The sequence below is a fragment of the Streptomyces sp. SD15 genome (genome assembly GCF_054462255.1).
In genome coordinates, this window is the sequence record NZ_JBTLMO010000009.1 from 165,836 (window position 1) to 186,213 (window position 20,378).

The 20,378-nt window shown below is 69.6% G+C and carries 16 protein-coding genes and 1 pseudogene; 5 read left to right on the top strand and 12 right to left on the bottom strand.

The features are described from left to right. Nucleotides 1–57 precede the first annotated feature (57 nt). Nucleotides 58–528: a mycothiol transferase gene (locus ACX28W_RS11930; RefSeq protein ID WP_458998871.1), complete on the top strand. Its 471-nt coding sequence runs from the start codon at nucleotides 58–60 to the stop codon at nucleotides 526–528. A 125-nt stretch (nucleotides 529–653) separates the two neighbouring features. On the opposite strand, the gene ACX28W_RS11935 is transcribed toward ACX28W_RS11930, so the two are convergent. The 7 genes from ACX28W_RS11935 to ACX28W_RS11965 all read right to left on the bottom strand — a co-directional run bounded on the left by ACX28W_RS11935 (nucleotide 654) and on the right by ACX28W_RS11965 (nucleotide 8,306). After that, nucleotides 654–1,826 carry a hypothetical protein gene (locus ACX28W_RS11935; protein ID WP_458998872.1) on the bottom strand — a complete coding sequence of 391 codons (1,173 nt, stop codon included), beginning with the start codon at nucleotides 1,824–1,826 and terminating at the stop codon, nucleotides 654–656. Continuing rightward, complete coding sequence (locus ACX28W_RS11940; RefSeq protein ID WP_458998873.1) at nucleotides 1,823–2,632, bottom strand: PP2C family serine/threonine-protein phosphatase; 810 nt, start codon at nucleotides 2,630–2,632, stop codon at nucleotides 1,823–1,825. The genes ACX28W_RS11935 and ACX28W_RS11940 overlap by 4 nt, the downstream gene beginning before the upstream one ends. A 3-nt stretch (nucleotides 2,633–2,635) precedes the next feature. Continuing rightward, a complete protein-coding gene (locus ACX28W_RS11945) occupies nucleotides 2,636–3,397 on the bottom strand; it encodes a vWA domain-containing protein (RefSeq protein WP_458998874.1) in 762 nt (253 codons plus the stop codon). Nucleotides 3,398–3,441: 44 nt separating this feature from the next. Further along, the gene (locus ACX28W_RS11950; RefSeq protein ID WP_458998875.1) at nucleotides 3,442–4,491 is read right to left on the bottom strand and encodes a hypothetical protein; all 1,050 of its coding nucleotides are present in this window, start codon (nucleotides 4,489–4,491) and stop codon (nucleotides 3,442–3,444) included. A 112-nt stretch (nucleotides 4,492–4,603) separates the two neighbouring features. Beyond that, nucleotides 4,604–5,086, bottom strand: a complete 483-nt coding sequence (locus tag ACX28W_RS11955; protein ID WP_458998876.1) for a hypothetical protein — start codon at nucleotides 5,084–5,086, stop codon at nucleotides 4,604–4,606. Then, nucleotides 5,073–6,059, bottom strand: a complete 987-nt coding sequence (locus ACX28W_RS11960) for a serine/threonine-protein kinase (protein WP_458998877.1) — start codon at nucleotides 6,057–6,059, stop codon at nucleotides 5,073–5,075. The genes ACX28W_RS11955 and ACX28W_RS11960 overlap by 14 nt, the downstream gene beginning before the upstream one ends. Before the next feature lie 423 nt (nucleotides 6,060–6,482). Further along, a complete protein-coding gene (locus ACX28W_RS11965; protein WP_458998878.1) occupies nucleotides 6,483–8,306 on the bottom strand; it encodes a phosphoenolpyruvate carboxykinase (GTP) in 1,824 nt (607 codons plus the stop codon). A 335-nt stretch (nucleotides 8,307–8,641) separates the two neighbouring features. Between ACX28W_RS11965 and trhA the strand changes: the two genes are divergently transcribed. The 4 genes and pseudogenes from trhA (at nucleotide 8,642) to ACX28W_RS11985 (ending at nucleotide 11,185) form a co-directional block, all read left to right on the top strand. Then, nucleotides 8,642–9,364 carry a PAQR family membrane homeostasis protein TrhA gene (gene trhA, locus ACX28W_RS11970; protein WP_458998879.1) on the top strand — a complete coding sequence of 241 codons (723 nt, stop codon included), beginning with the start codon at nucleotides 8,642–8,644 and terminating at the stop codon, nucleotides 9,362–9,364. Between the two features lie 51 nt (nucleotides 9,365–9,415). After that, nucleotides 9,416–9,738 (top strand): annotated as a pseudogene (locus ACX28W_RS11975) (hypothetical protein); the annotation flags it as partial. Nucleotides 9,739–9,783: 45 nt separating this feature from the next. Further along, a complete protein-coding gene (locus ACX28W_RS11980; RefSeq protein ID WP_458998916.1) occupies nucleotides 9,784–10,455 on the top strand; it encodes a TetR/AcrR family transcriptional regulator in 672 nt (223 codons plus the stop codon). A 4-nt stretch (nucleotides 10,456–10,459) separates the two neighbouring features. Further along, a complete protein-coding gene (locus ACX28W_RS11985; protein ID WP_458998880.1) occupies nucleotides 10,460–11,185 on the top strand; it encodes a Mut7-C RNAse domain-containing protein in 726 nt (241 codons plus the stop codon). A gap of 11 nt (nucleotides 11,186–11,196) precedes the next feature. Here ACX28W_RS11985 and ACX28W_RS11990 read toward each other — a convergent pair whose 3' ends face one another. The 5 genes from ACX28W_RS11990 to ACX28W_RS12010 form a co-directional block, all read right to left on the bottom strand. Then, entirely contained in the window at nucleotides 11,197–13,614 is a 2,418-nt protein-coding gene (locus ACX28W_RS11990) for a galactose oxidase-like domain-containing protein (protein WP_458998881.1), read from the bottom strand. Next, nucleotides 13,611–14,816 carry a glycosyltransferase gene (locus tag ACX28W_RS11995; protein WP_458998882.1) on the bottom strand — a complete coding sequence of 402 codons (1,206 nt, stop codon included), beginning with the start codon at nucleotides 14,814–14,816 and terminating at the stop codon, nucleotides 13,611–13,613. Before ACX28W_RS11995 ends, ACX28W_RS11990 begins: the two co-directional genes overlap by 4 nt. Then, entirely contained in the window at nucleotides 14,813–16,474 is a 1,662-nt protein-coding gene (locus tag ACX28W_RS12000) for an ArnT family glycosyltransferase (protein ID WP_458998883.1), read from the bottom strand. The genes ACX28W_RS11995 and ACX28W_RS12000 overlap by 4 nt, the downstream gene beginning before the upstream one ends. A 227-nt stretch (nucleotides 16,475–16,701) precedes the next feature. After that, nucleotides 16,702–17,955, bottom strand: coding sequence for a glycosyltransferase (locus ACX28W_RS12005; RefSeq protein ID WP_458998884.1), 1,254 nt, complete (start codon nucleotides 17,953–17,955; stop codon nucleotides 16,702–16,704). 191 nt (nucleotides 17,956–18,146) lie between these two features. Then, nucleotides 18,147–20,177 (bottom strand): thioredoxin domain-containing protein, encoded by a 2,031-nt coding sequence (locus ACX28W_RS12010; protein ID WP_458998885.1) that lies wholly within the window; start codon nucleotides 20,175–20,177, stop codon nucleotides 18,147–18,149. Between the last annotated feature and the right edge of the window lie 201 nt (nucleotides 20,178–20,378).

Below are 20,378 nucleotides of genomic sequence, written 5' to 3' on the forward strand. Positions count from 1 at the left end.
ATGGAACGCATGAGTGACGAACCCGCACGATAGAGCCGGGCAACCACCCACCCCGACATGTGGGTTGACCCGGACGACGACCCCCGCCACAGCGAAGGAGTCAGTCCGGACGGCGAGCTTGCGACGCTGCAGGACTTCCTGGCGGGCTACCGCATGACCTTGCGGATGAAGTGCGAGGGCCTGGATGCGGAGCAACTGGCCCGTCGGTCGGTTCCGCCGTCGACGATGTCGCTGTTCGGCCTGGTTCGGCACCTCGTCGAGGTGGAACGGGACTGGCGCAACTGGATCAGCGACGGTGATCCGCTGCCGAAGCTGTACGGCGAGCGTGACGCGGACTTCGACGGAGCTGTCGCCGAGCAGGCCGAGGTCGACGCCGCGCTGGCCGAGCACCCGGATCTGAGCGAGCGTCTGGGGAAGGACGGGATCGCGGTTCGGGAGCTGATGGTGCACAGGATCGAGGAGTACGCCCGTCACTGCGGGCACGCCGACCTGTTGCGCGAGTGCGTCGACGGAAGGGTGGGCCAGTGACGAGGGGGTGCAGGCGGCGGCAGCCGCCCAGCCAGGACATCGTGTGCTCGAGCGTCCAGTGGTGCCGGCCCAGCCGGATGCGTTGACCGCCCAGACTTCCCGTAGGCGGTCCTCGCAGTGTGGGTTCATCCCGACCGCACCGCGAGAACCATAAGGATCACCACCACCGCGATCAACAGGGCGACCTTCAGCGCCTTGGACCAGGTCTCGCCCGTCTTCTTCTCGTTCTCCTCCTGCGGCGGCGGGTCCGGCAGCGGCACCGGCGTGGGCCCGTTGAACACGTCGTGGCCGGTGGTCGCCGCGCGGGTGCACCAGGGGCAGGACGGGAGATGGGAGCCGTAGGCGTGCAGGGGGCGCAGTGGGCAGATCTGTACCTGGGAGCGCTCCTTGTCGAGGGCGCGCAGCCAGGCTTCCGCCGGGGGCCGGGCGGCCGGGGCGAGGACACCGGGGCCGAAGGCGGCGCGGGCCAGGGTGAGCAGGTCGGCGGGGAGGACGGTGGGGTCGATGGTGCCGCGTGGGATGACGACCAGCTCGGGGCGTACGACGTAGGAGCAGCTGGCGGCGATGTTGTCCTTGACGGTCGACTCGGACGCGCTGTCGTGCGGGACGCCGCCGAAGGGGTGGTTGCCGGCCGTGAGGAGTTGGTAGACGAGGACGGCGAGGGCGAAGTTGTCGGTGGCGCGGGTGGCGGGGCCGCCGGCCTGCCGCTCGGGGGACGAGTAGTCGGTGGTGTGCATGAGGCACGGGAAGAGTTCCCCGGTGAGCGGGTCGGTGAAGGCGATGGAGTCGCAGTCGAGGAAGGTGACGAAGCCGTGTCCGTCGACCACGACGTTGTTGCTGGAGAAGTCGCCGATGACGAGGTTGTCGTGGTGCATGCGGGCGGTCATGAAGGCGAGGTTCCAGGCGACGCCGAGCAGAAAGCGCCAGTCGGCCCGCTCGGCGAAGAGTTTGAGGCGCTGGGCGCGGGTGAACAGGCCGATCAGCTGGACGTGTTCGGGTTCGCCGAAGCGGCGCATGGCGTAGCCCAGGAAGTCGCCCCGGGCGCTGCGGGCGAGGGCCGTGGGCCAGGCCAGTTCGGGCGGCTGGGAGGCGTTGGTGGGGCGGGCGGCGAGCGGGGACATGGTCAGCATCCGGGTCAGCCGGCGCTCCTGTTCCGGGCCCGGGGGTTCGCGGTAGAGCTTGACGACGGTCCTGTCGTCGCCGACCACCGGGAAGACCGCCGCCTGGCCGCCGCCCTTCAGCGGCAGCTCCGCGAGGGTGACGGGCTTGCCGTCCAGGAACACGGTGAGGCCGCTCATGGGCGCGCCTTGCGCACGGCCCGCAGCAGGGTCTTGTCGTCGGCGTTCAGGGCGGTCAGCCGGTCCGACCTGAGCAGTGTGGCCAGCCCCTCGTGGGCGGTGTCGGGCACGGGTCCGGGAGTGTCGAGGGAGCGGAACACGGCGTCGGCGAAGGACGCGTTCGGGCTCTGCGCGCCGTTGCCGGAGCGGGCGAGCGCGGCCTGGGCGAGTCCGTCGGTGGACAGCAGCACCCCGTCGACGCCTTCGTCGGACACGCACTCGGTGTGCACCCAGCGGGCCGCGTCCGGTGAGGTGAGGAAGACCGTCTCGTTGCTGTACTCGCTGGCCGCGGCGGCCTGCGGCAGCAGATGGAACTGGCGCTCGCCGTCCTCCGTACCGGCTCGTAGGACGACGAAGCCGTCGCCGACGGTGAGATGGCCGAGCCAGCCCGGGGCGAGCACCACGACGGTGAGGGTGGTGGCGAAGTCCGCGGCGTCGGCGCCGGTGGTGTCCAGGAATGTCTTGCTGACGTCGTGGAAGGCGTCCTCGAGGAGTTCGTGGACGCTGTCGCCGGGTTGGCTCTGGGCTGCCGCGGCGGCCCGACGGGCGAAGTGCTCGGCGGCCAGCTCGACCGCGAGCCGCGCCCCCTCCTCGGAGCGCGGCCGGCTGCCCGCGCCGTCCGCGACCGCGAGGACCGCCACCGAATTCGACACCGTGTAGGCACAGGCGTCCTGGCAGGGCAGGCCCTGGCGCCGGTGGCGGTAGCCCTCGACACTCATGCCGTGGATGCGCCACGGCGTCGACTCGAGCTTCTCGGCTCCGGCCATGGGTCAGGATTCCCAGGCCGGGCGCTGGGTCTTGAACTGGCTGAAGATCTTCTCGAAGACCTCGTCGCCCGCGCCCTTCTGCTCGGCGTTCGCGCTCGCGGACATCATCTGGAGCAGCTCGCGGAACGGGAATCCCTGCAGCCGGGCGTTGAACTTCGGCGCGAAGGCCTGGAGCACCTGCTCGCCCATGTCGGTGATGCCGCCGACCCCGATCGCGTACAGCCGGAAACGGCGGGCGATCTGTTCCTCGGCGAGCACGGGTATCAACCGGTGCCAGGAGTCGGTGAGATGGCCCGTGCCGTCGGTCGGCAGTCCGTCGGTGACCAGGCAGATCTGCGGCCGGTAGTACTGGAGTCCGGAGGCGCGCAGCTCGGCTTTGCGGGCCGCCACGATGTGCATCGACAGCTCCAGCGCCTCCGTCATCAGGGTCACCCCGGCGGCGGTGAGCTGCGGCGGCCGGAACATGTGGGCGGGTACGAAGGGGCTCACCGGGGCGCGCGGGGGGAGGAGTTGGGGCCCGCGCCAGGCGCCGACGCCCTGGCCGCCGAAGGTGATGACTGCGACCTCGACGCTGTAGCTGAGGCTGACGTCGTCGTGCAGTTCCCGGGTCCACTCCATCAGCGCGTTGTTGAGTGTCTGGATGGGCGCTCCCGCCATGGAGCTCGAGGTGTCGAGGCAGAGCACCAGGGGCAGGCGCTGCGCGTTGTTCTCGAACTCGATGTCGGCGTACTCCGCCGGCATGGTGGGCGGGTGTTCGCTGTACATCTCTGTTTCTCCTGGTCTCAGGGCCGGGTCTCAGGGCCGGGGTCTCAGGGCCGGGTGCCCTTGGCGTGCCGTCCGGCGGCGGGCGGGAAGGCGTACAGGACGTCGGAGTCCCGCTCCCGTGCGTCGGTGACATCGACGAGTCCGCCGGGGGCGGGCGGCGGGCGCCCGGGCTCCGCCCACACCGCCCGGTACAGGACGTGGTCGAGCTCGACATAGCCCTGGGGGTGCAGTTCGGTGCGTACGACGGCGGACCTCGCGGGCCCCGACCTGCCGCCGACCTCACGTCCGTACCGGGGGCCCGGTGTGACCCTGATCCGGGTGGTCGTCTTGTCCTCGGCCCGGGTGTGCGCGGACGCCGGCACGGCTCCTACGCCGGGCGCGGCGAGGCGGTGGGTGTGTCCGGAGCCCCGGGAGGAGCGGCGGACGAGGATGAGGAGGAAAGCGAGAAGGAGGACGAGGACGGCACACAGGGCGGCGAGGGTGGCCTTGTCGAAGGTGGAGGAGTTCCCGTCGGCGGTCGGCTCCTTGGGGGCGGGCGACTCGACGAGGGTGGGTCGGTCGGAGGGAGTGGGTCGGTCGGAGGGGGTGGGGGCGATGGAGTACGCACGCGCGGAGCGGTACGCCGTCCCGTTCGCGGCGATCAGATCACGGCCCTTCAGCTCGCCGTCGGCCAGCCGGGCGCACAGGTCTCTGGGGTCCTTGGGGTGGCAGGCCCCGACGGTCTCCAGCTCGTTGAGGGCAGGCCCTGTCAGCCGGGAGATCGTGGCGTCCTCGGCCACATAGCCGGTCGACGCCAGCAGCAGCAGCGCCGTGCCGCCCTCTCCGGTGCGCTGCCCTGTCGGCACCTGGACGACGAGGCGCTCCCTGTTGTCCCACACGGTCTTCTCGAGGGCTCCGCGGTCCGTCTGCTTGCCGTCGAAGGGCACCTCGTCGTCCAGCCTGACGACGACGGTCCCCTCGTCGATCCACTGGGACCAGCACCGCAGGCGAGCCTCGAAGTCCCCGCCGCACTCCTCGGCCGCCGAAACCGCCCCCGCGGGCACCACCGCGACCAACAACCCCAAAAGCGCGACGAAATACAGTGCACGTCTCATGGAAACCCCCGTGGCCCGAAAGGCACTCGCCCATAGTGAGGGCAACCGGCGTGCGCCCGGAAGGGGTTTGGGGCACCTGACGGCTTTCACTTCCACAAAGCGCGTTTCACTTCTACAACTTGAAAACCTGGTGGCAGCGGATGAACATCTGCCGCGCCCGTTCCACCCAATCGCTGGCCAAAGCATCAAAATCTGTTTGTGTCACCCGGCAGGTCAGCGGCAGATCGCAGACCCCGGCAAGACACGGACGCGGCCCTCGTACGTCCCACACGGACAGCATGGGATTCAACTGTTCGGTATTCCATGCGTTCGATGCCGCGGCGGCGACGGCCAGTTGGTCCTGGCGCAGATAATGACCGTCCGTCGCGAAGGCGACAAGGAGCCTTTTGGTCGTCATGAAGCGCACCGTGACCATCCGTCCCGTCTCCTTGAGATCGAATTGCAGGGACACGGAAACGGTGTCGGTCACGGTGTGGTAATTCCGTAACGCCACCCAGTTCTGCACCAACCTCCGCCAGTGGGCGCCCACTTCGAGCACCTCGTGATCCCGGCCGGCAAAAGGCTCCCGGCCGGGAAACGACTCAGGCGTCGCCACGGCCCACCGCCTCGGCGACCATCGCGTCGGTCAGCCCCGCGTCCAGCAGTGCCTGGGCGTGCAGCAGCAGGCAGGAGGGCACGGACACGCTCGTACCACTGCGACGGCGGACCGCCAGGTCGCGGGTGCGCACCTTGATGCTCCGGGCCACGGTGGGCGGCGGCCAGGACGCCGGTTGGGGAGTCGGCTCCAGCAACTCGGTCAGGAGGACGTCCAATGGGGGCCGGTCCTCGGGACGTTTGGCCAGGCAGCGCCCGACCAGTTCCCGCATTGCCTCAGGTACGCCGTCGAGTTCGGGCTCGGCGAGGGCGACCCGGTAGCGCACCGCCTCCCCGCTGCCGTGCGGCGGCCGGCCCGTGAGGGCGTACACCAGGACCCCGCCGAGGGAGAAGACGTCGCTCGGCGGGCCCACCCGCGCCCCCTTGACCTGCTCGGGCGACATGAACGGCGGGGTGCCGACCACGACGCCGGTCAGGGTGAGCCCGGGGGCGCCGTCGACGCGGGAGATCCCGAAGTCGATAACGCGGGGCCCGTCGGAGGCGAGGAGGACGTTCGCGGGTTTGAGGTCCCGGTGCACCACGCGGGCGGCGTGGATGGCCTGGAGCGCCTCGACCAGGCCCGCGCCGAGCCGGCGTACCTGCGGCTCGGGCAGCGGGCCGTCGGTGCGAACCGCTTCGGCGAGCGAGGGTCCGGGCACGTACATCGTGGCCAGCCAGGGCAGTTCGGCCTCGGTGTCGGCGTCGACCACGGCGGCGGTGTACGCGCCGCTCACCACCCGGGCGGCGGCGACCTCGCGCGCGAAGCGCTCCCGGAACTCGTCCTCCGCCGCGAGTTCCGGCCGCACCACTTTGACGGCGACCTCGCGCCCGGCGGGCGACCGGCCGAGATACACCCATCCCATGCCCCCGGAGCCCAGCCGCCCCACGATGCGGTACGGCCCGATCTTCATGGGGTCGCTGACCGGCGTGCGCATCCCGCTCACCTCATTTCAGGGTTCGTTGCAGGATGTCCCGAGTGTCCCGCGAAATCCCCGTCGGGGCAGAGGTGATGGCGGAAATGAGGGCCGGGATTACGTTCGACCCCACGACGGCCGACGTCCGGGGCCCGCACACCAGAAAGCCGGTGCCCCGCACACCAGAAGACGCTGTCGCCGATCCGCTGCCGGGGACCCTTCTCGGAAACCGCCAACACTTCGGGCCAAAGTGTTGGCGGTTTCCGGCACCCCTGGGGTGCCGGAGACACCGCCGACCAGATTCGTCAACCGCATCACCAGAAGGCCGGGGCCCGCACACCGTTGTGCGGGCCCCGGCCTCCCGGGATGGTGCCACCGCGGCCGATCGCGACGACGTCGCAGGTCAGGGCATGTCGGACCGGCCGCGGAGATCCATGGCAGGACCTAGCCCAGGCGCTGCACCAGCGCCCGGTACTCGTCCCACAGCTCCTTCGGTGTGTGCTCGCCGAAGGTGTTGAGGTGCTCGGGCACGAGCGCCGCCTCCTCGCGCCACACGTCCTTGTCGACGGTGAGCAGGAAGTCGAGGTCGGACTCGGACAGGTCGAGACCCTTGGTGTCCAGGGCCCCCTTGGCCGGCAGGATGCCGATCGGCGTCTCGACACCCTCGGCCCTGCCGTCGAGGCGGTCCACGATCCACTTCAGGACACGGCTGTTCTCGCCGAAGCCCGGCCACACGAACTTGCCCGCGTCGTTCTTGCGGAACCAGTTCACGTAGTAGATCTTCGGGAGTTTCGCCTGGTCCTTGTCCTTGGCGACGTCGACCCAGTGACCCATGTAGTCGCCCATGTTGTAGCCGCAGAACGGCAGCATGGCGAACGGGTCGCGGCGCAGCTCGCCGACCTTGCCCTCGGCGGCGGCGGTCTTCTCGGAGGCGACGTTCGCACCGAGGAAGACGCCGTGGTTCCAGTCGAAGGACTCCGTCACCAGCGGTACGGCGGTGGCGCGGCGTCCGCCGAAGAGGATCGCCGATATCGGCACGCCCTTGGGGTCCTCCCACTCCGGCGCGATGATCGGGCACTGCGCGGCGGGAACGGTGAAGCGGGCGTTGGGGTGTGCGGCGGGCGTCCCGGACTCCGGTGTCCAGTCGTTGCCCTTCCAGTCGATCAGGTGGGCCGGAGTCTCCTCCGTCATGCCCTCCCACCAGATGTCGTTGTCGTCGGTGAGCGCGACGTTGGTGAAGACGGAGTTGCCCCACAGCGTCTTCATCGCGTTGGCGTTGGTGTGCTCACCTGTGCCGGGCGCGACGCCGAAGAAACCGGCCTCGGGGTTGATCGCGTAGAGGCGGCCGTCCTCGCCGAACCGCATCCAGGCGATGTCGTCGCCGATCGTCTCGACCGTCCAGCCGGAGACGGTGGGCTCCAGCATGGCGAGGTTGGTCTTGCCGCAGGCGCTCGGGAAGGCGGCGGCGACGTACTTCGACTCACCTTGCGGCGGCGTGAGCTTGAGGATCAGCATGTGCTCGGCGAGCCAGCCCTCGTCGCGCGCCATCACGGACGCGATGCGCAGGGCGTAGCACTTCTTGCCGAGCAGCGCGTTGCCGCCGTAACCCGAGCCGTACGACCAGATCTCGCGGGACTCCGGGAAGTGCGAGATGTACTTCGTGGAGTTGCACGGCCACGGCACGTCCGCCTCGCCCTCGGCCAGCGGCGCTCCGAGCGTGTGCACAGCACGCACGAAGAACCCGTCGGAGCCGAGCTCGTCCAGGACGGGCTGTCCCATGCGCGTCATGGTGCGCATGGACACGGCGACGTAGGCGGAGTCGGTGATCTCGACGCCGATCGCGGAGAGGTCCGAGCCCAGCGGGCCCATGCAGAACGGGACGACGTACATCGTCCGGCCCTTCATCGAGCCACGGAAGACGCCCTGATCTCCCGTGAAGATCTCCCGCATCTCCGCGGGGTCCTTCCAGTGGTTGGTCGGGCCCGCGTCCTCCTCCTTCTCGGAGCAGATGAACGTCCGGTCTTCGACCCGCGCGACATCGGTCGGGTCGGAGGCGGCGTAGTAGGAGTGGGGTCGCTTGATCGGATCGAGCTTCTTGAAGGTGCCCTTCTGGACGAGCTCCTCGCTCAGCCGCTCGTATTCGGCCTCGGATCCGTCACACCAGACCACGCTGTCCGGCTGCGTCAGTTCTGCGATCTCGTTGACCCACGAGATCAGTTCCTTGTGCTGGGAGGGAACGGTGGAGGGAGCCGCGATGTCGCGCGCCACGATTGCTCCTAGATGAGGGGTTTTGTTTTTGGTGCCCCGTGGGGGCTGCGACCCGGATGCTTCGGGGCATGGAAGCCCATGGCGCTCATCCGGTGCCGACCGCACTCATTTGATCATCCGATGGTACCGCGCATCTGTCCAGATGGCCGCACAACTGAGCGGAGTGACCATCGCCACTCACGCGCGGCTCACCTCGGGGTTTCCTTCCGCACATCGCGGGTTCATCCAGGGCGCCCCTCGCAGGCCCGGACAACGCGTGAGATCATGGCCACTTCTGGCCGATGATTGCCTCGTACTGATACGTAACTTACGGTTCCGTAGGTACGATTCGGCGCATGACTGCGCCCGTCCCCGACGCGCCCACGGACTCGCCGGCCGCAGGCCGCGGCCCCGTGGCGTCCCCCCTGCTGCACGAGACGCACGAGATCAAGCCCAAGCTGCGCGGCTGGCTGCACCTGGGCATGTTTCCGGCCGTTCTCATCTCCGGCCTGGTGCTCACCGCCCTCGCGAACTCGACCCGCGGCCGCATCGCCTGCGGAATCTTCGCCCTGACGGCCTGCCTGCTGTTCGGGGTGAGCGCGCTCTACCACCGCGGCACCTGGAGCCCGCGCATGGACGGAGTGCTGCGCAGACTCGATCACGCCAATATCTTCCTGATCATCGCGGGCAGCTACACACCGCTGACCATGCTGCTGCTGCCGGGGGCCAAGGGGCAGTGGCTCCTGTGGGGCATCTGGGCCGCGGCGGCGGCCGGTATCGCCTTCCGGGTGTTCTGGGTCGGCGCCCCGCGCTGGCTCTACACCCCCTGCTACATCGCGATGGGCTGGGCGGCCGTCTTCTTCCTGCCGGACTTCATGCGCACGGGCGGGATCGCCGTCCTCGTCCTGGTGATCGTCGGCGGACTGCTCTACAGCGCGGGCGGCGTGATCTACGGGATCAAGCGCCCCAACCCGTCACCGCGCTGGTTCGGCTTCCACGAGGTCTTCCACTCCTTCACCCTCGCGGCGTTCGTCGTGCACTACGTCGGCATCTCGCTGGTGGCCTACCAGCACGCATAACCCCCACCGGCGGGAGCTACCCTCCCGACCAGCCTCTTTCCAGGGCCGCGGCTTCAAGCCGCGGCCCTTTGCCATGCCTTGACGGCGCATGACAGCCCCCACGGCTACGGCTTCACCGCCCTGTGGCTGTCCATCGCCGGGTTCGGCTTCGGCTTCGCCGTGGTGCCCGCGATGTCCGCCGCCCTCGGCGCCCTGCCCCGCGACCGGGCCGGCTGGGGGTACCCCCACGCCCTTAAGGCAGTGGGGGAGGCGGAGGGCTCCTGATGACCGTGCGCCAGGTGGGCAGCGCGATCGGCATCGCCCTGCTCGGCTCGCTTCGTCGCGCTGCCGGCCGCGGCGCTGCTGCCGGGGACCCCGCAGGTCGAGCCCGCGTCGAAGGAGGACACCGCCATGGCTCCGACCCCCGTGGATGCCGGACAATGAACAGCATGGCCGCCACCGCACACAGCACCTCTTCCGCTCCCGAACCCCAGCTGGGGCTCCGGGAGCGGAAGAAGAGGAAGACCCGGATCGCGATCCGCGACGCGACGTACCGACTGATCCAGCAGCAGGGGTACGAAGCGACGACCATCGAGCAGATCGCGGAGGCGGCCGAGGTCTCCCCGTCCACGGTGTTCCGCTACTTCCCGACCAAGGAGGACATCGTCCTCACCGACGAGTTCGACCCCGTCCTCGAGGAGGAGCTGCGGTCGCGGCCCGCGGACGAGCCGTGGTTCGACTCCCTGCGGTATGTGATGACGAAGGCCGTCGGCATCGGGAACGCCGAGGAGCCCGAGGTGAGCCGGCTGCGGACGCGGCTGATGGTCGAGGTCCCCGCGGTGCGCTCCCGGATGATGGAGAGCATGTCGCTCACCGGCCGCCTGCTGTGCCGGGCCATCGGCGAGCGCACCGGCCGGGACCCCGACAGCCTCGAAGTGCGGGTGTTCGCGATGTCGCTGATCGGCGGGCTGATGGAGACCTCCCTGTACTGGGCCGAGGGCGGCCACCAGGAGGATTTCGCCGAGATCGTCGGCCGCGCGGTGGACGTCCTGCAGCACGGTCTGGCCGCCGCAGGCCCGGAGGCCACGGGCGCGCCCCGCATGACATCCTGACCTGGTGAACGGACCGGAGATCCACGTGGAATTCGCCCCCGAGCTGGGGGTGTTCGTCCCGCACGGGCGGCGCGCGGGTGCCACTCCGGTCGGCACCGACGGATCCTCCACGCTCGGCCATGTCGTCGAGTCGCTCGGCGTTCCGCTGACGGAGGTCGGCACCCTGGTCGTGGACGGCCGGGAGGTGCCCTTCTCGCACATCCCGGTGGCCGGCGAGTTCGTACGGGTGCTCACGGTCGAGCGCCCGCAGGAGGTCCCCGGCGCCCCGCTCCGCTTCCTCCTCGACGTTCACCTCGGCACCCTCGCCCGCCGGCTGCGCCTGCTGGGCGTGGACACGGCGTACGAGTCCACGGACATCGGCGACCCGGCCCTCGCCGCCCGTTCCGCCGCCGAGCGGCGCGTCATGCTCAGCCGTGACCGCGGACTGCTGCGGCGCCGCGAGCTGTGGGCGGGCGCCTTCGTCTACAGCACCCTGCCCGACGACCAACTCCGTGACGTACTGGGCCGGTTCGCGCCCGAGCTGAAGCCCTGGACGCGCTGCACGGCGTGCAACGGCCTGCTCGGGACCGCCACGAAGGAGCAGGTCGCGCATCAGCTGGAGGGCGGCACCGAGCGGTCGTACGAGGTCTTCGCGCAGTGCGGGGAGTGTGGACGCGCCTACTGGAAGGGCGCGCACCACGACCGCCTGGAGGCCATCGTGGGGCGCGCCCTCGCCGAGTTCGGAAGCTGACCGGACAGGCCCTAGCGGCGCTTCAGGTCCTTCGCGCCGCAGGCCACCCGGTCCTTGTTCGGATCGAGGCCCAGCGGATCGTCCTTGCCGTTGACCTTCAGTCGGCCGTAGTCATTGGTCTTCAGCCAGGCGCAGCGTGAGGCCGTCGTCTTCTTCACCTCGTCCGGGAAGACCGTCGGCACGCAGACGTTGATCGAGCCGTAGTGCCGGTCGCAGCCGGAAAGGGTGGGACTGACCTTCTGCGAGGTCTTCTTCTTGCCGGGCTCCTTGACGGTTCCCTCGAGGGAGTCGGCGAAGGAGTGGACGTGCGCGGAGGCGGTGTCCGCGGCGGCGAGTGCCGACGGGCCCTGGAGGTGCACCCACTTGGCGATCGAGGGGACGCCGTTCGCGTCGACCGCGAAGAGCATGTACCAGCCGGGCGGCGCCAGGTTGGGGTTGCTCGTCACGTTCAGGTCGACGTTGTTGCCGTCCACGCTCAGCGGCAGGTCCACGAACCGCTGGTTCGGGTCCGAGGAGTGCGTCACCGCGGCCGGGCGGATCAGCTCGGCCTTGGCGATGGGCCGGTCGACCGTGATGCGCTGCGTGTCGCCGTACACCCACTCGTTGTCGATCACCGAGGTGATCGTCGGACGGGTGCCCTTGAAGAGGTAGGGCGGGGTGTAGATGGACACGTCGTGGTTCCAGGTGCCGTTGCCCGGGTTGTCGCCGGTCGTCATCACCCGGCCGTCGGGCAGCAGGAACGCGGACGAGTGGTAGCCGCGCTCTTCGGGGTCGGTCGCCACCTGGTCGAAGGTCGAGGTCGCCGGGTCGAAGATCGACGTCTCGTACACCGGGTTGGCGCGGTTGTGCAGGGCGCCGCCCGTCTCCAGGACCTTGCCGTCGGGCAGCAGGACGGTGGAGACGTACATCTTGCCCTGGGCGCCGGTCTGGGCCACCTTGCCGTTGCCGAGGTCGACCGTGCCCTGCGGGATCGGCGGGCCCGCGACGTACGTCGGGTTGGCGGACTTCAGGTCGATGATGTCGGTGAGCCGGTTGGCTTCCGGGTTGGAGTCGATGTTGCCGCCGCCGATCGTCAGCACCTTCTGGTCCTGGGCCGGGGGCAGCAGCACGCTGGCGGACTGATCGCGTTCGTCCTTGTTCTGGAGGCCCGGGATCGCCGTCGTCGTGTTGGCGTCGTAGTCGTAGATCGCCGAGCCGGTGCCGGGGGTGCCGTTGCCGAAGACATGGCTGCCCGAGTAGAAGAGCCGGCCGTCCTGCATCAGGATCATCGACGGGTACAGGCCCCAGTACGACCAGGTCTGGTTGACCTGCCACGTCGGCAGCCACTGCTGCTGGGCGTCCGACCAGAGCTCGGCGGTCACCGAACCGGTGGAGTCCTCGCGCAGCCCGCCGAAGGAGATGATGTCACCGTTGCCGAGCTCGGTGGCCGACGGATACCAGTGGCCGTCGTTCATGTCGTTCGTCTTGTTGTACGTCTCGGTGGCCGGGTCGAAGATGTACGAGTCCTTGTATCCCTCGTAGCCGTGGGAACCGTCCGCCGCCGGGAACGCCTTGTTGCCGCTCATCACGAGCACGCGCCCGTCGGAGAGCTGGACGTGTCCGGCGCAGAACATGTCCTTCGGCGTGGGGATCGTCTTGTACGTGCCGTTCACCGGGTCGTAGACCGCGCTCGTGAAGGTGCCCGCGTTGAACTGCTCCTCGCTGTTGCCGGAGCCCGCGATCAGCAGCACCTTGCCGTTGTTGAGGACGACGGAGTGCATGGAGCGCACCGGGTTCTGGGTGGGCAGCACGTCCCACTTGCCGTTGGCGCACTGTTCGGCGGAGCCGGTGCAGGTGGCCGGCGGGGGCGTGTCGGCGACCTGTTCCATCGTGTAGTCGTCGGTGGTCGCGGCGCCGGTGCCGTACACCGAGACGCCCCAGGTGATGCGGTCGGTGCCGGCCGGGACAGCGGGCGTGCGGACCGTGGCCTGGGTCCAGCTGCCCGCCATGTCGAGGGTCTTGAGGTCGGTCCAGTACTGCCAGCCCGCCGTCGTGTCGTGCCGGAACAGCGTGATGGAGGCGTCCGGGGTGGTCGTCTTGTACCAGAGTCCGAGGTCGTACTGCTTGCCCACGGTGACCACCGGCGCGCAGGCGGTGGACTCGGTGATCAGCGCCTTGCGGTCGCCGTCGACGCGTCGGGTCAGCTCGACCTTCATGGCCTTGGTGCCGGAGTGCGCGTCGGCGACGGTGGCGAAGGTGAAGTCGTTGTCGCCCCAGCCGGACTTCTCCCAGCAGTACGGCATCCCGTCCGTGCCCGCCGTCTCGAAGCCCGGGTTGGTGACGAGGTTCGCGGCGGACGCGGGCTGCGGGGAGATGAGCAGCAGCCCGGCGGCGAGGCCCACCACGGCCAGCAGCGACGTTCTGCGTCTTGGTCGTACCAGGTAGGTCATGCGGCTCTCCTTGCGGTGCGGCTCCCACGCGCGGCCTTGTCGCTGCGGCGCGGCAGATAGACCAGCGCTTCGGTCCCCACGAAGCGCAGGACGAAGGTCGTCACCAGGGCCAGGGCGGTGGCGGACAGCGCGCCCATCCCGAGGTGGTGGACGAAGAGCGCGATCAGCGGAATGCGCAGCACCAGATCGGCGTTGGCGAGCAGCGCGAACCGGCCCACGCGGTCCCACCGCTTGCGGTGCTTTCGGCGGTCCCGGAACAGGAGGTGCTCGATGAGCAGGAAGTTCCAGGCGACGCCGAGCTGGTTGGCGAGGATCTCCGCGGGCAGGTAGTGCATTCCGGCGGCGGTGAGCGCGTACAGGCCCAGCAGGTTCGGTACGAAGCCGGTGGCGCCGATCAGGCCGAAGACCACCATCCGCGCGATGGGCGAGGCGGTGCGCAGCCCGACGAGGTGGCGCAGGAACCGGAAGCCCTCCTGCGCGGTCGACTTCGACTCGCCCGCGAACCGGTCCTGGAAGACGAAGGGCACCTCGGTGACCTCGCGGGGGCGGCTGCGCACGGCGAGTTCGAGCAGGATCTTGTAGCCGAGCGGCTGGAGGACCTCGGCGGTGACCGCGCTGCGGCGGATCGCGAAGAAGCCGCTCATCGGGTCACTGATGCCGTGCAGCTTGCGCGGGAAGAGCGTCTTGGTCAGCCAGGTCGCGCCGCGTGAGACGGCGATGCGGTAGCCGCCCGCCAGCCCCTGGCGGCTGCCGCCCTTGATGTAGCGGCTGGCGACGACGAGCCCGGCGTTCGCGCGCTCGCCGGAGGCCACCAACTCCGGTACCAGGGACGGCGGGTGCTGGCAGTCGCCGTCCATGACCACGATCCATTCGGAGCTCGCCGCCTTCAGCCCCTCGACGACCGCCCCGCCGAGCCCGCCCTCGGGTTGGTCGCGGTGCAGCACGGTGACCGGGAAGGGGCAGTCCTGCGCCTCCCGGTTGATCACCTCCGGGGTGTCGTCCGTGGAGTCGTCCACGAAGACGACCTCGCAGGGCAGCCGGGCCGGCACCGACTCGGTGATCTGGTGCAGCAGCTCGCGGATGTTCGCGGACTCGTTGAAGGTCGGTACGACAATAGTGACGGCACCCGGTTCAGCAACTTCCGCGGCGCGCACGGCCGGGTCGCCCAGTTCGTCGGGGACAGTGCTTTCGAAGCTGCTCATCGGCTGCCTCCGGAACTCGCCGTGGTCATGGTGGTGTCGTTGATCTGCCTGATCTCGATCCGGTCATCGCCCTTGCCGAAGGTGGCGACCGGCGTCGAGTGCTCGATGGCCGCCTTGACGTTGGGCAGGTCCACCGCGTCACGGCGCACGGTCGGGGAGGCGACGACGTAGTCGAGGTCCTTCCAGCCGTTGGGCATCGTCTTGGTCACCGCGGGGTCGAGGTCCGCCTTGTAGAACCAGATGACGCCGAGTCCGGGCCGGTAGCCGTCGTGCACGAGGTCGAGCCAGAGCGCGTCGTCGACGAGGACCCGGGTGTTCCGCGGATCGCTCACCTCGGTCTTCATCCACGCGGCGGCGGCCCGGTAGGGGGCGTTGGCGTCGGCGGTGACGGCGGTGTGGTTGCCGTCGTACCAGCGCGGGACGACATAGGCGGCGGCCGCCGCCACGAGCGCGGCCGCCGTCACCCGCCGTCCCCAGGTGACGTACGGCTTGTCGTCCGCGCCGCGCCCCCTGCGCAGCACCGCGTGGGCGACGCTCGCGGTGCCCCCGGCGAGGACCAGGGCGAGGAACGGCAGGGCCTGGATGACGTACATCGCGGGCAGGTAGCCGCTCGGGCGCAGCGCCACCAGGGCGAGGATGGCGACGGTGAGCGCGGGTCCGGCCAGCGCGCGGGCGGTCACCGACCAGCGCCAGGTGGCCAGCAGCAGGAGCGCTCCGGCCAGGCCGCCGAGGGGCAGCACGCGGTCGTAGTACAGCCAGGACTGCAGGACGCCGTACGAGCCGGTGCTCTGGTCGAGGATGAAGCCGGAGCCGGGGCGGCTCATCTGGTAGATGATGCCGTCCCAGAGCGAGACATGGCCCGAGCCCGGGAACAACTCGCCCTTCAGCAGGGCGAAGAGCGGATACGAGAGGCCGATCAGGGCGCAGGCGGTGATGGCTCCGGTGAGCGCGAACTTGCGGGTGTCGCGGTGGCCGTGGCGCCACATGGTGACCAGGAGCGCGGGCAGGATGACCAGCATCGTCTCCTTGGTGAGCACGGCCGCCGCGGCCGCGATGCCCGCCGCGAAGTGGTGCCACAGGTGGCGGCTCGGGGACGCGGCGAGGCAGAACGCGAGCAGCGTCCACATCACCGCGATGTTGTCCAGGAAGATCTCGCGCTGGAGCACCACCGACAGCGGCGAGAGCCCGAAGAGCGCCATCGCGAGCCCGGCCGCCCAGCGCGGCAGCGAGAGACGGCGCGCGAGGACGTACAGGAGGATCGCGCTCACAGCGCTGACCGCCAGCATCGCGACCCGCATCGAGCCGACCGTCATCAGCGAGGGGCTGAGGTGGGCCGGGATCCAGGTCAGCGCGGCTATCTGGATCCAGCCCATGGGCGGGTGGTCGTACCAGTACGTGTAGTGGGCGAGGCCCTTGCCCTGCTGGACGGCCCAGGCCTGCGCGAGATAGGTGCCCTCGTCGTCACTGAGGGTCGGGTAGTCGGTGATGTTCCAGCCCTGCACGGCGAGGATCGCCAGGAGCAGGACACCGCACAGCACGAGGTCGGCGCGCGAGCGGCGCAGACGCTGCAGGGGACGGGAGTCGTGGACGATTTTGGGCGCGGAGGGCCGCTGCGCGGGGACCGTGGAGGTGGTCGCCGCGGGAAGGGTCGAGGTCACGCGGGAAGGTCCTCTCGGGACTTTCGGCACTTTCGGTACTTATCGGACGCTCGGCGGCAAGGCCGGCCCACCGGAGCGGGTCCCAGCCGGAGCACATAGGCCCTGACGGCCATATCCACCCTCAGGGCCGATATCGGCCCCATGGGGCCGCATCAGCCCTGACGGGCCACATAGGGTCCTGGCGGAGCCACATCGGCCCCGCCGGATCACGCCGGATCGCGCCGGCCCTAGCGGCTCACTTCGACCTCGGCGAGGTGCGCGCCGACATGGCTGGTCAACTCCCAGTCGTTGCGGCCCCTTTGCTCACGCCACACGGCACGGACGGCCGCACCGGCGAGGAGCACCTGATAGAAGGGGCCACCGAAGACGAGCTTGACGTAGTGGATGAAGCGGACACGGAGCCCGTACTGCTTGCCGAAGTCATGCAGTCCGACAAGCTCGAAGACGAAGGTGACCAGGGCGGTCACGGCCGGCAGGAAGGTGATGAAGGCGATACCCACGGGCACGTCGAGGAAGAGCGCGATGGCCACGTTGAGCGGGATGACCACACCGGAGACGGCCTGCAGATACGGCGTCATGAGCGTGTAGCGGGCGAGCAGCCGCTGCCCGAAGCCCGGAAGCTGCTTCCAGTCCTTCTTCCGGTAGACCTGTAGGAAGCCCTGGTTCCACCGGGTGCGCTGCTTCATCAGTGACATCAGGCTGCCGGGAGTTTCCTCCCGGGTCACCATGTCGGAGTCGTAGGCGACGACGACCTTCTTGCCGACGCTGGAGAGCCGGACCCCCAGGTCGCAGTCCTCGGCGAGGCAGTTGGGATCCCAGCCGTCGGCCTCCCGCAGTACGTCGGTCCGCACGAAGACGGTGTTGCCGCCGAGCGGGATGAACCCCTTCTGCGCGTGCAGGTGCAGCCGTGAGCGGAACCAGAAGAAGTACTCCAGGCAGTTGCGCAGGCTGTACCAGCTGGAGTTGAAGTTGATGAGCTGGACACCGCCCTGGACGACGTCCGCACCCGTCGTGCGGAACGCGTGATCCACGTGGGCGAGCAGCTCCGGATGGACCTGGTCCTCGGCGTCGAAGACTCCGACGACGTCGCCGCGGCAGTGCGGCAGCGCCGTGTTCATGGCCTTCGGCTTGTTCTTCTTCTCGTGATGGTCGACGACGACGCGTACACGCGCGTCGCGCTCCGCGGCCGCCCGGGCCACCGCGGTGGTCTCCGGATCGTCGTGCCCGACGATGACGATGATCTCGAAATCGGTGTGGCTCGACTCCAGCAGGCGCTGGATGGTGTGGTCGAGCACGGCCTGTTCGTGGCGGGCCGGCAGCAGCAGCGAGAAGGCGAGCCGGTCACCGCCGTCCGGTCTGCTGAAACGGGTGGAAGCCAGCACTTCGGGCGTACGCCAGGCATGCATCTGCCACCACAAAGTGAAGGCTGCCATCCAGAACAGGGCCAGCGAAACGGCAGCAATAAAGACAGACGTCAACAACAGATCCCCCCAGATCCCCAAAACCCCCAGTCGCGACGGCCAGTCACATCCGCCGCGTCACCGTGCAGATGCTATGGGTGATCTGTGAAGCGCGCGCGCTGTTCTGATGAAGAGCGTGTTTCAAGACAGTCGGATTGATTACTGAATAAATCGTACACAGATCCGGTTTAGACCGGTTGCTGATCGATGTTTCAGCCGTTCAGAGCCGCGCCGAGCTGCTCCGGGTCGGTCGTCGGGGCGTCACAGGTGAAGTTACGACAAACGTACGCAGCAGGTTGCCCCTGCACCAAAGGTCGGTCGACAAGGAGCGGCAGCTCATCACTCCCCGCAGCGCCTACGGCGACCACGGCGCCCGGCGCGGTGCCCAGCAGCGCGGTGCGGTGCAGGGCCTTCGTCGCCGGATCGCCGGCCGGACCGACGACCGCGATCTCACGCGGCCCGTCGAGGAGCGCCTCCGCGACCGCCAGGCCCCAGCCGATGAAGCGGGGAGCGCGCGGCCCGAGCGCCTTCACGACGCCCAACGCCCGCTCGGCGGCGGTGCGATGGGGTTCTGCACCGGTCTGGGCGGCATACGACAGCAGGGCTCCGGCGGCCGCGCTCCAGCCGGACGGCGTGGCGTTGTCGGTGGGGTCCTGGGGGCGGCGGATGAGCTGCTCGGCGTCGTCGGCGGTGTCGTACAGGGCGCCCGACTCGGCGTCGACGAAGTGGATCAGCACACGGTCGAGGAGGAACCCCGAGAACTCCAGCCACACCCCCTCGCCGGTCACCGAGGCGAGCGCGAGGAACCCCTCGGCGACGTCCGCGTAGTCCTCCAGCACCCCGGCGTTCGCCCCGACCCGCCCGTCCTTGCTGGTACGGGCGAGCCGCGCACGCTCGTCCAGATGCAGGCGTACGAGGAGGTCGGCGGCGCCGATCGCGGCGTCCACGAGGTCCGGACGCTCGAAATAGGCGCCGGTTTCGGCCAGGGCGGCGACGGCGAGGCCGTTCCAGGCGGCCACCACCTTGTCGTCGCGGCCGGGGGCCGGGCGCTCCGCGCGGGCGGCGAGCAGCCTGCGCCGGATGTCGTCGATCTTCTCGGTGTCGAACACGCGTTCGCGCTGCGGGAGTTGGAGGACAGAGGCGCCCTCCTCGAAGGTGCCTTCCTCGGTCACCCCGAAGTAGTGGGCGGCCAGTTCGGCGTCCGCGTCCCCGAGCACCTCACGCAGTTGCTCGGGCGTCCACACGTAGTACGCGCCCTCGACGTGCCGGCCGGTCCCGTCGTCGCTGTCGGCATCGAGCGCGGAGGCGAACCCGCCCTCGTCGGTGCGGAGTTCGCGGACCATGAAGTCGGCGGTCTCCAGGGCGACGCGGCGGGCGAGCTCGGAGCCGGTGGCCCGCCACAGATGCGCGTAGACACGGCACAGCAGCGCGTTGTCGTACAACATCTTCTCGAAGTGGGGCACCGTCCACTCGCGGTCGACGGAGTACCGGGCGAAGCCGCCGCCGAGCTGGTCGTAGATCCCCCCGCGCGCCATCCGCTCACAGGTGTCCTGCGCCATCTCGAGGGCACCCTCGGAGCCGGTCCGCGCGTGACGGCGCAGCAGGAACTCGATGACCATGGACGGCGGGAACTTGGGTGCGCCGCCGAAGCCGCCCCGCGAGGCGTCGTACTCCCGGGTGAGCCCGAGCAGGGCCCCGGCCAGCTCGGGCTCACCCGGGACCTGGCCGTCCCCGTAACTCAGCTCCCGCTCGGCGAGGTCCCGCGTGATCTTCCCGGCGACCTCGGCGACCTCGCCCCGCCGGTCGGTCCAGGCGCTGTGCACGCCCTCCAGGATCTGCGGGAAGCCGGGCATGCCATGGCGGGGGGCGGGCGGGAAGTAGGTGCCGAAGTAGAACGGCTCGGCGTCCGGGGTGAGGAAGACCGTCATGGGCCAGCCACCCTGGCCGGTGGCCGCCTGGACGGCCTCCATGTAGACGGCGTCGACGTCGGGGCGCTCTTCTCGGTCGACCTTGATGGTGACGAAGTGCTCGTTCAGATACGCGGCCGTCGCCTCGTCCTCGAAGGACTCGTCCGCCATGACGTGACACCAGTGGCAACTCGAATAGCCGACGCTCAGCAGCACCGGAACGCCCCGCCGCCGCGCCTCCTCGAAGGCCTCTTCCGACCAGGGCCACCAGTCGACGGGGTTGTCGGCATGCTGGAGCAGGTACGGGGACGTCTCATGGGCCAGTCGGTTCGGCATGTCTCCATCCTGCCCGAAGGCTCCCGGTCACGCGTGGGGCGGCCTGATCGTCGGACCGTCCTCGGTACGACGCCACCCGATCCGCGCGACCGATCCGCCCAGCGCCGTACGAGCGCCACCCACCCCCGCGTTTCCGTGATCGCCGCCCCCTCGCGCTCGCGCCCCGCGCGAAGGACACTTGACGGAAAGGGAGTTGCCGCC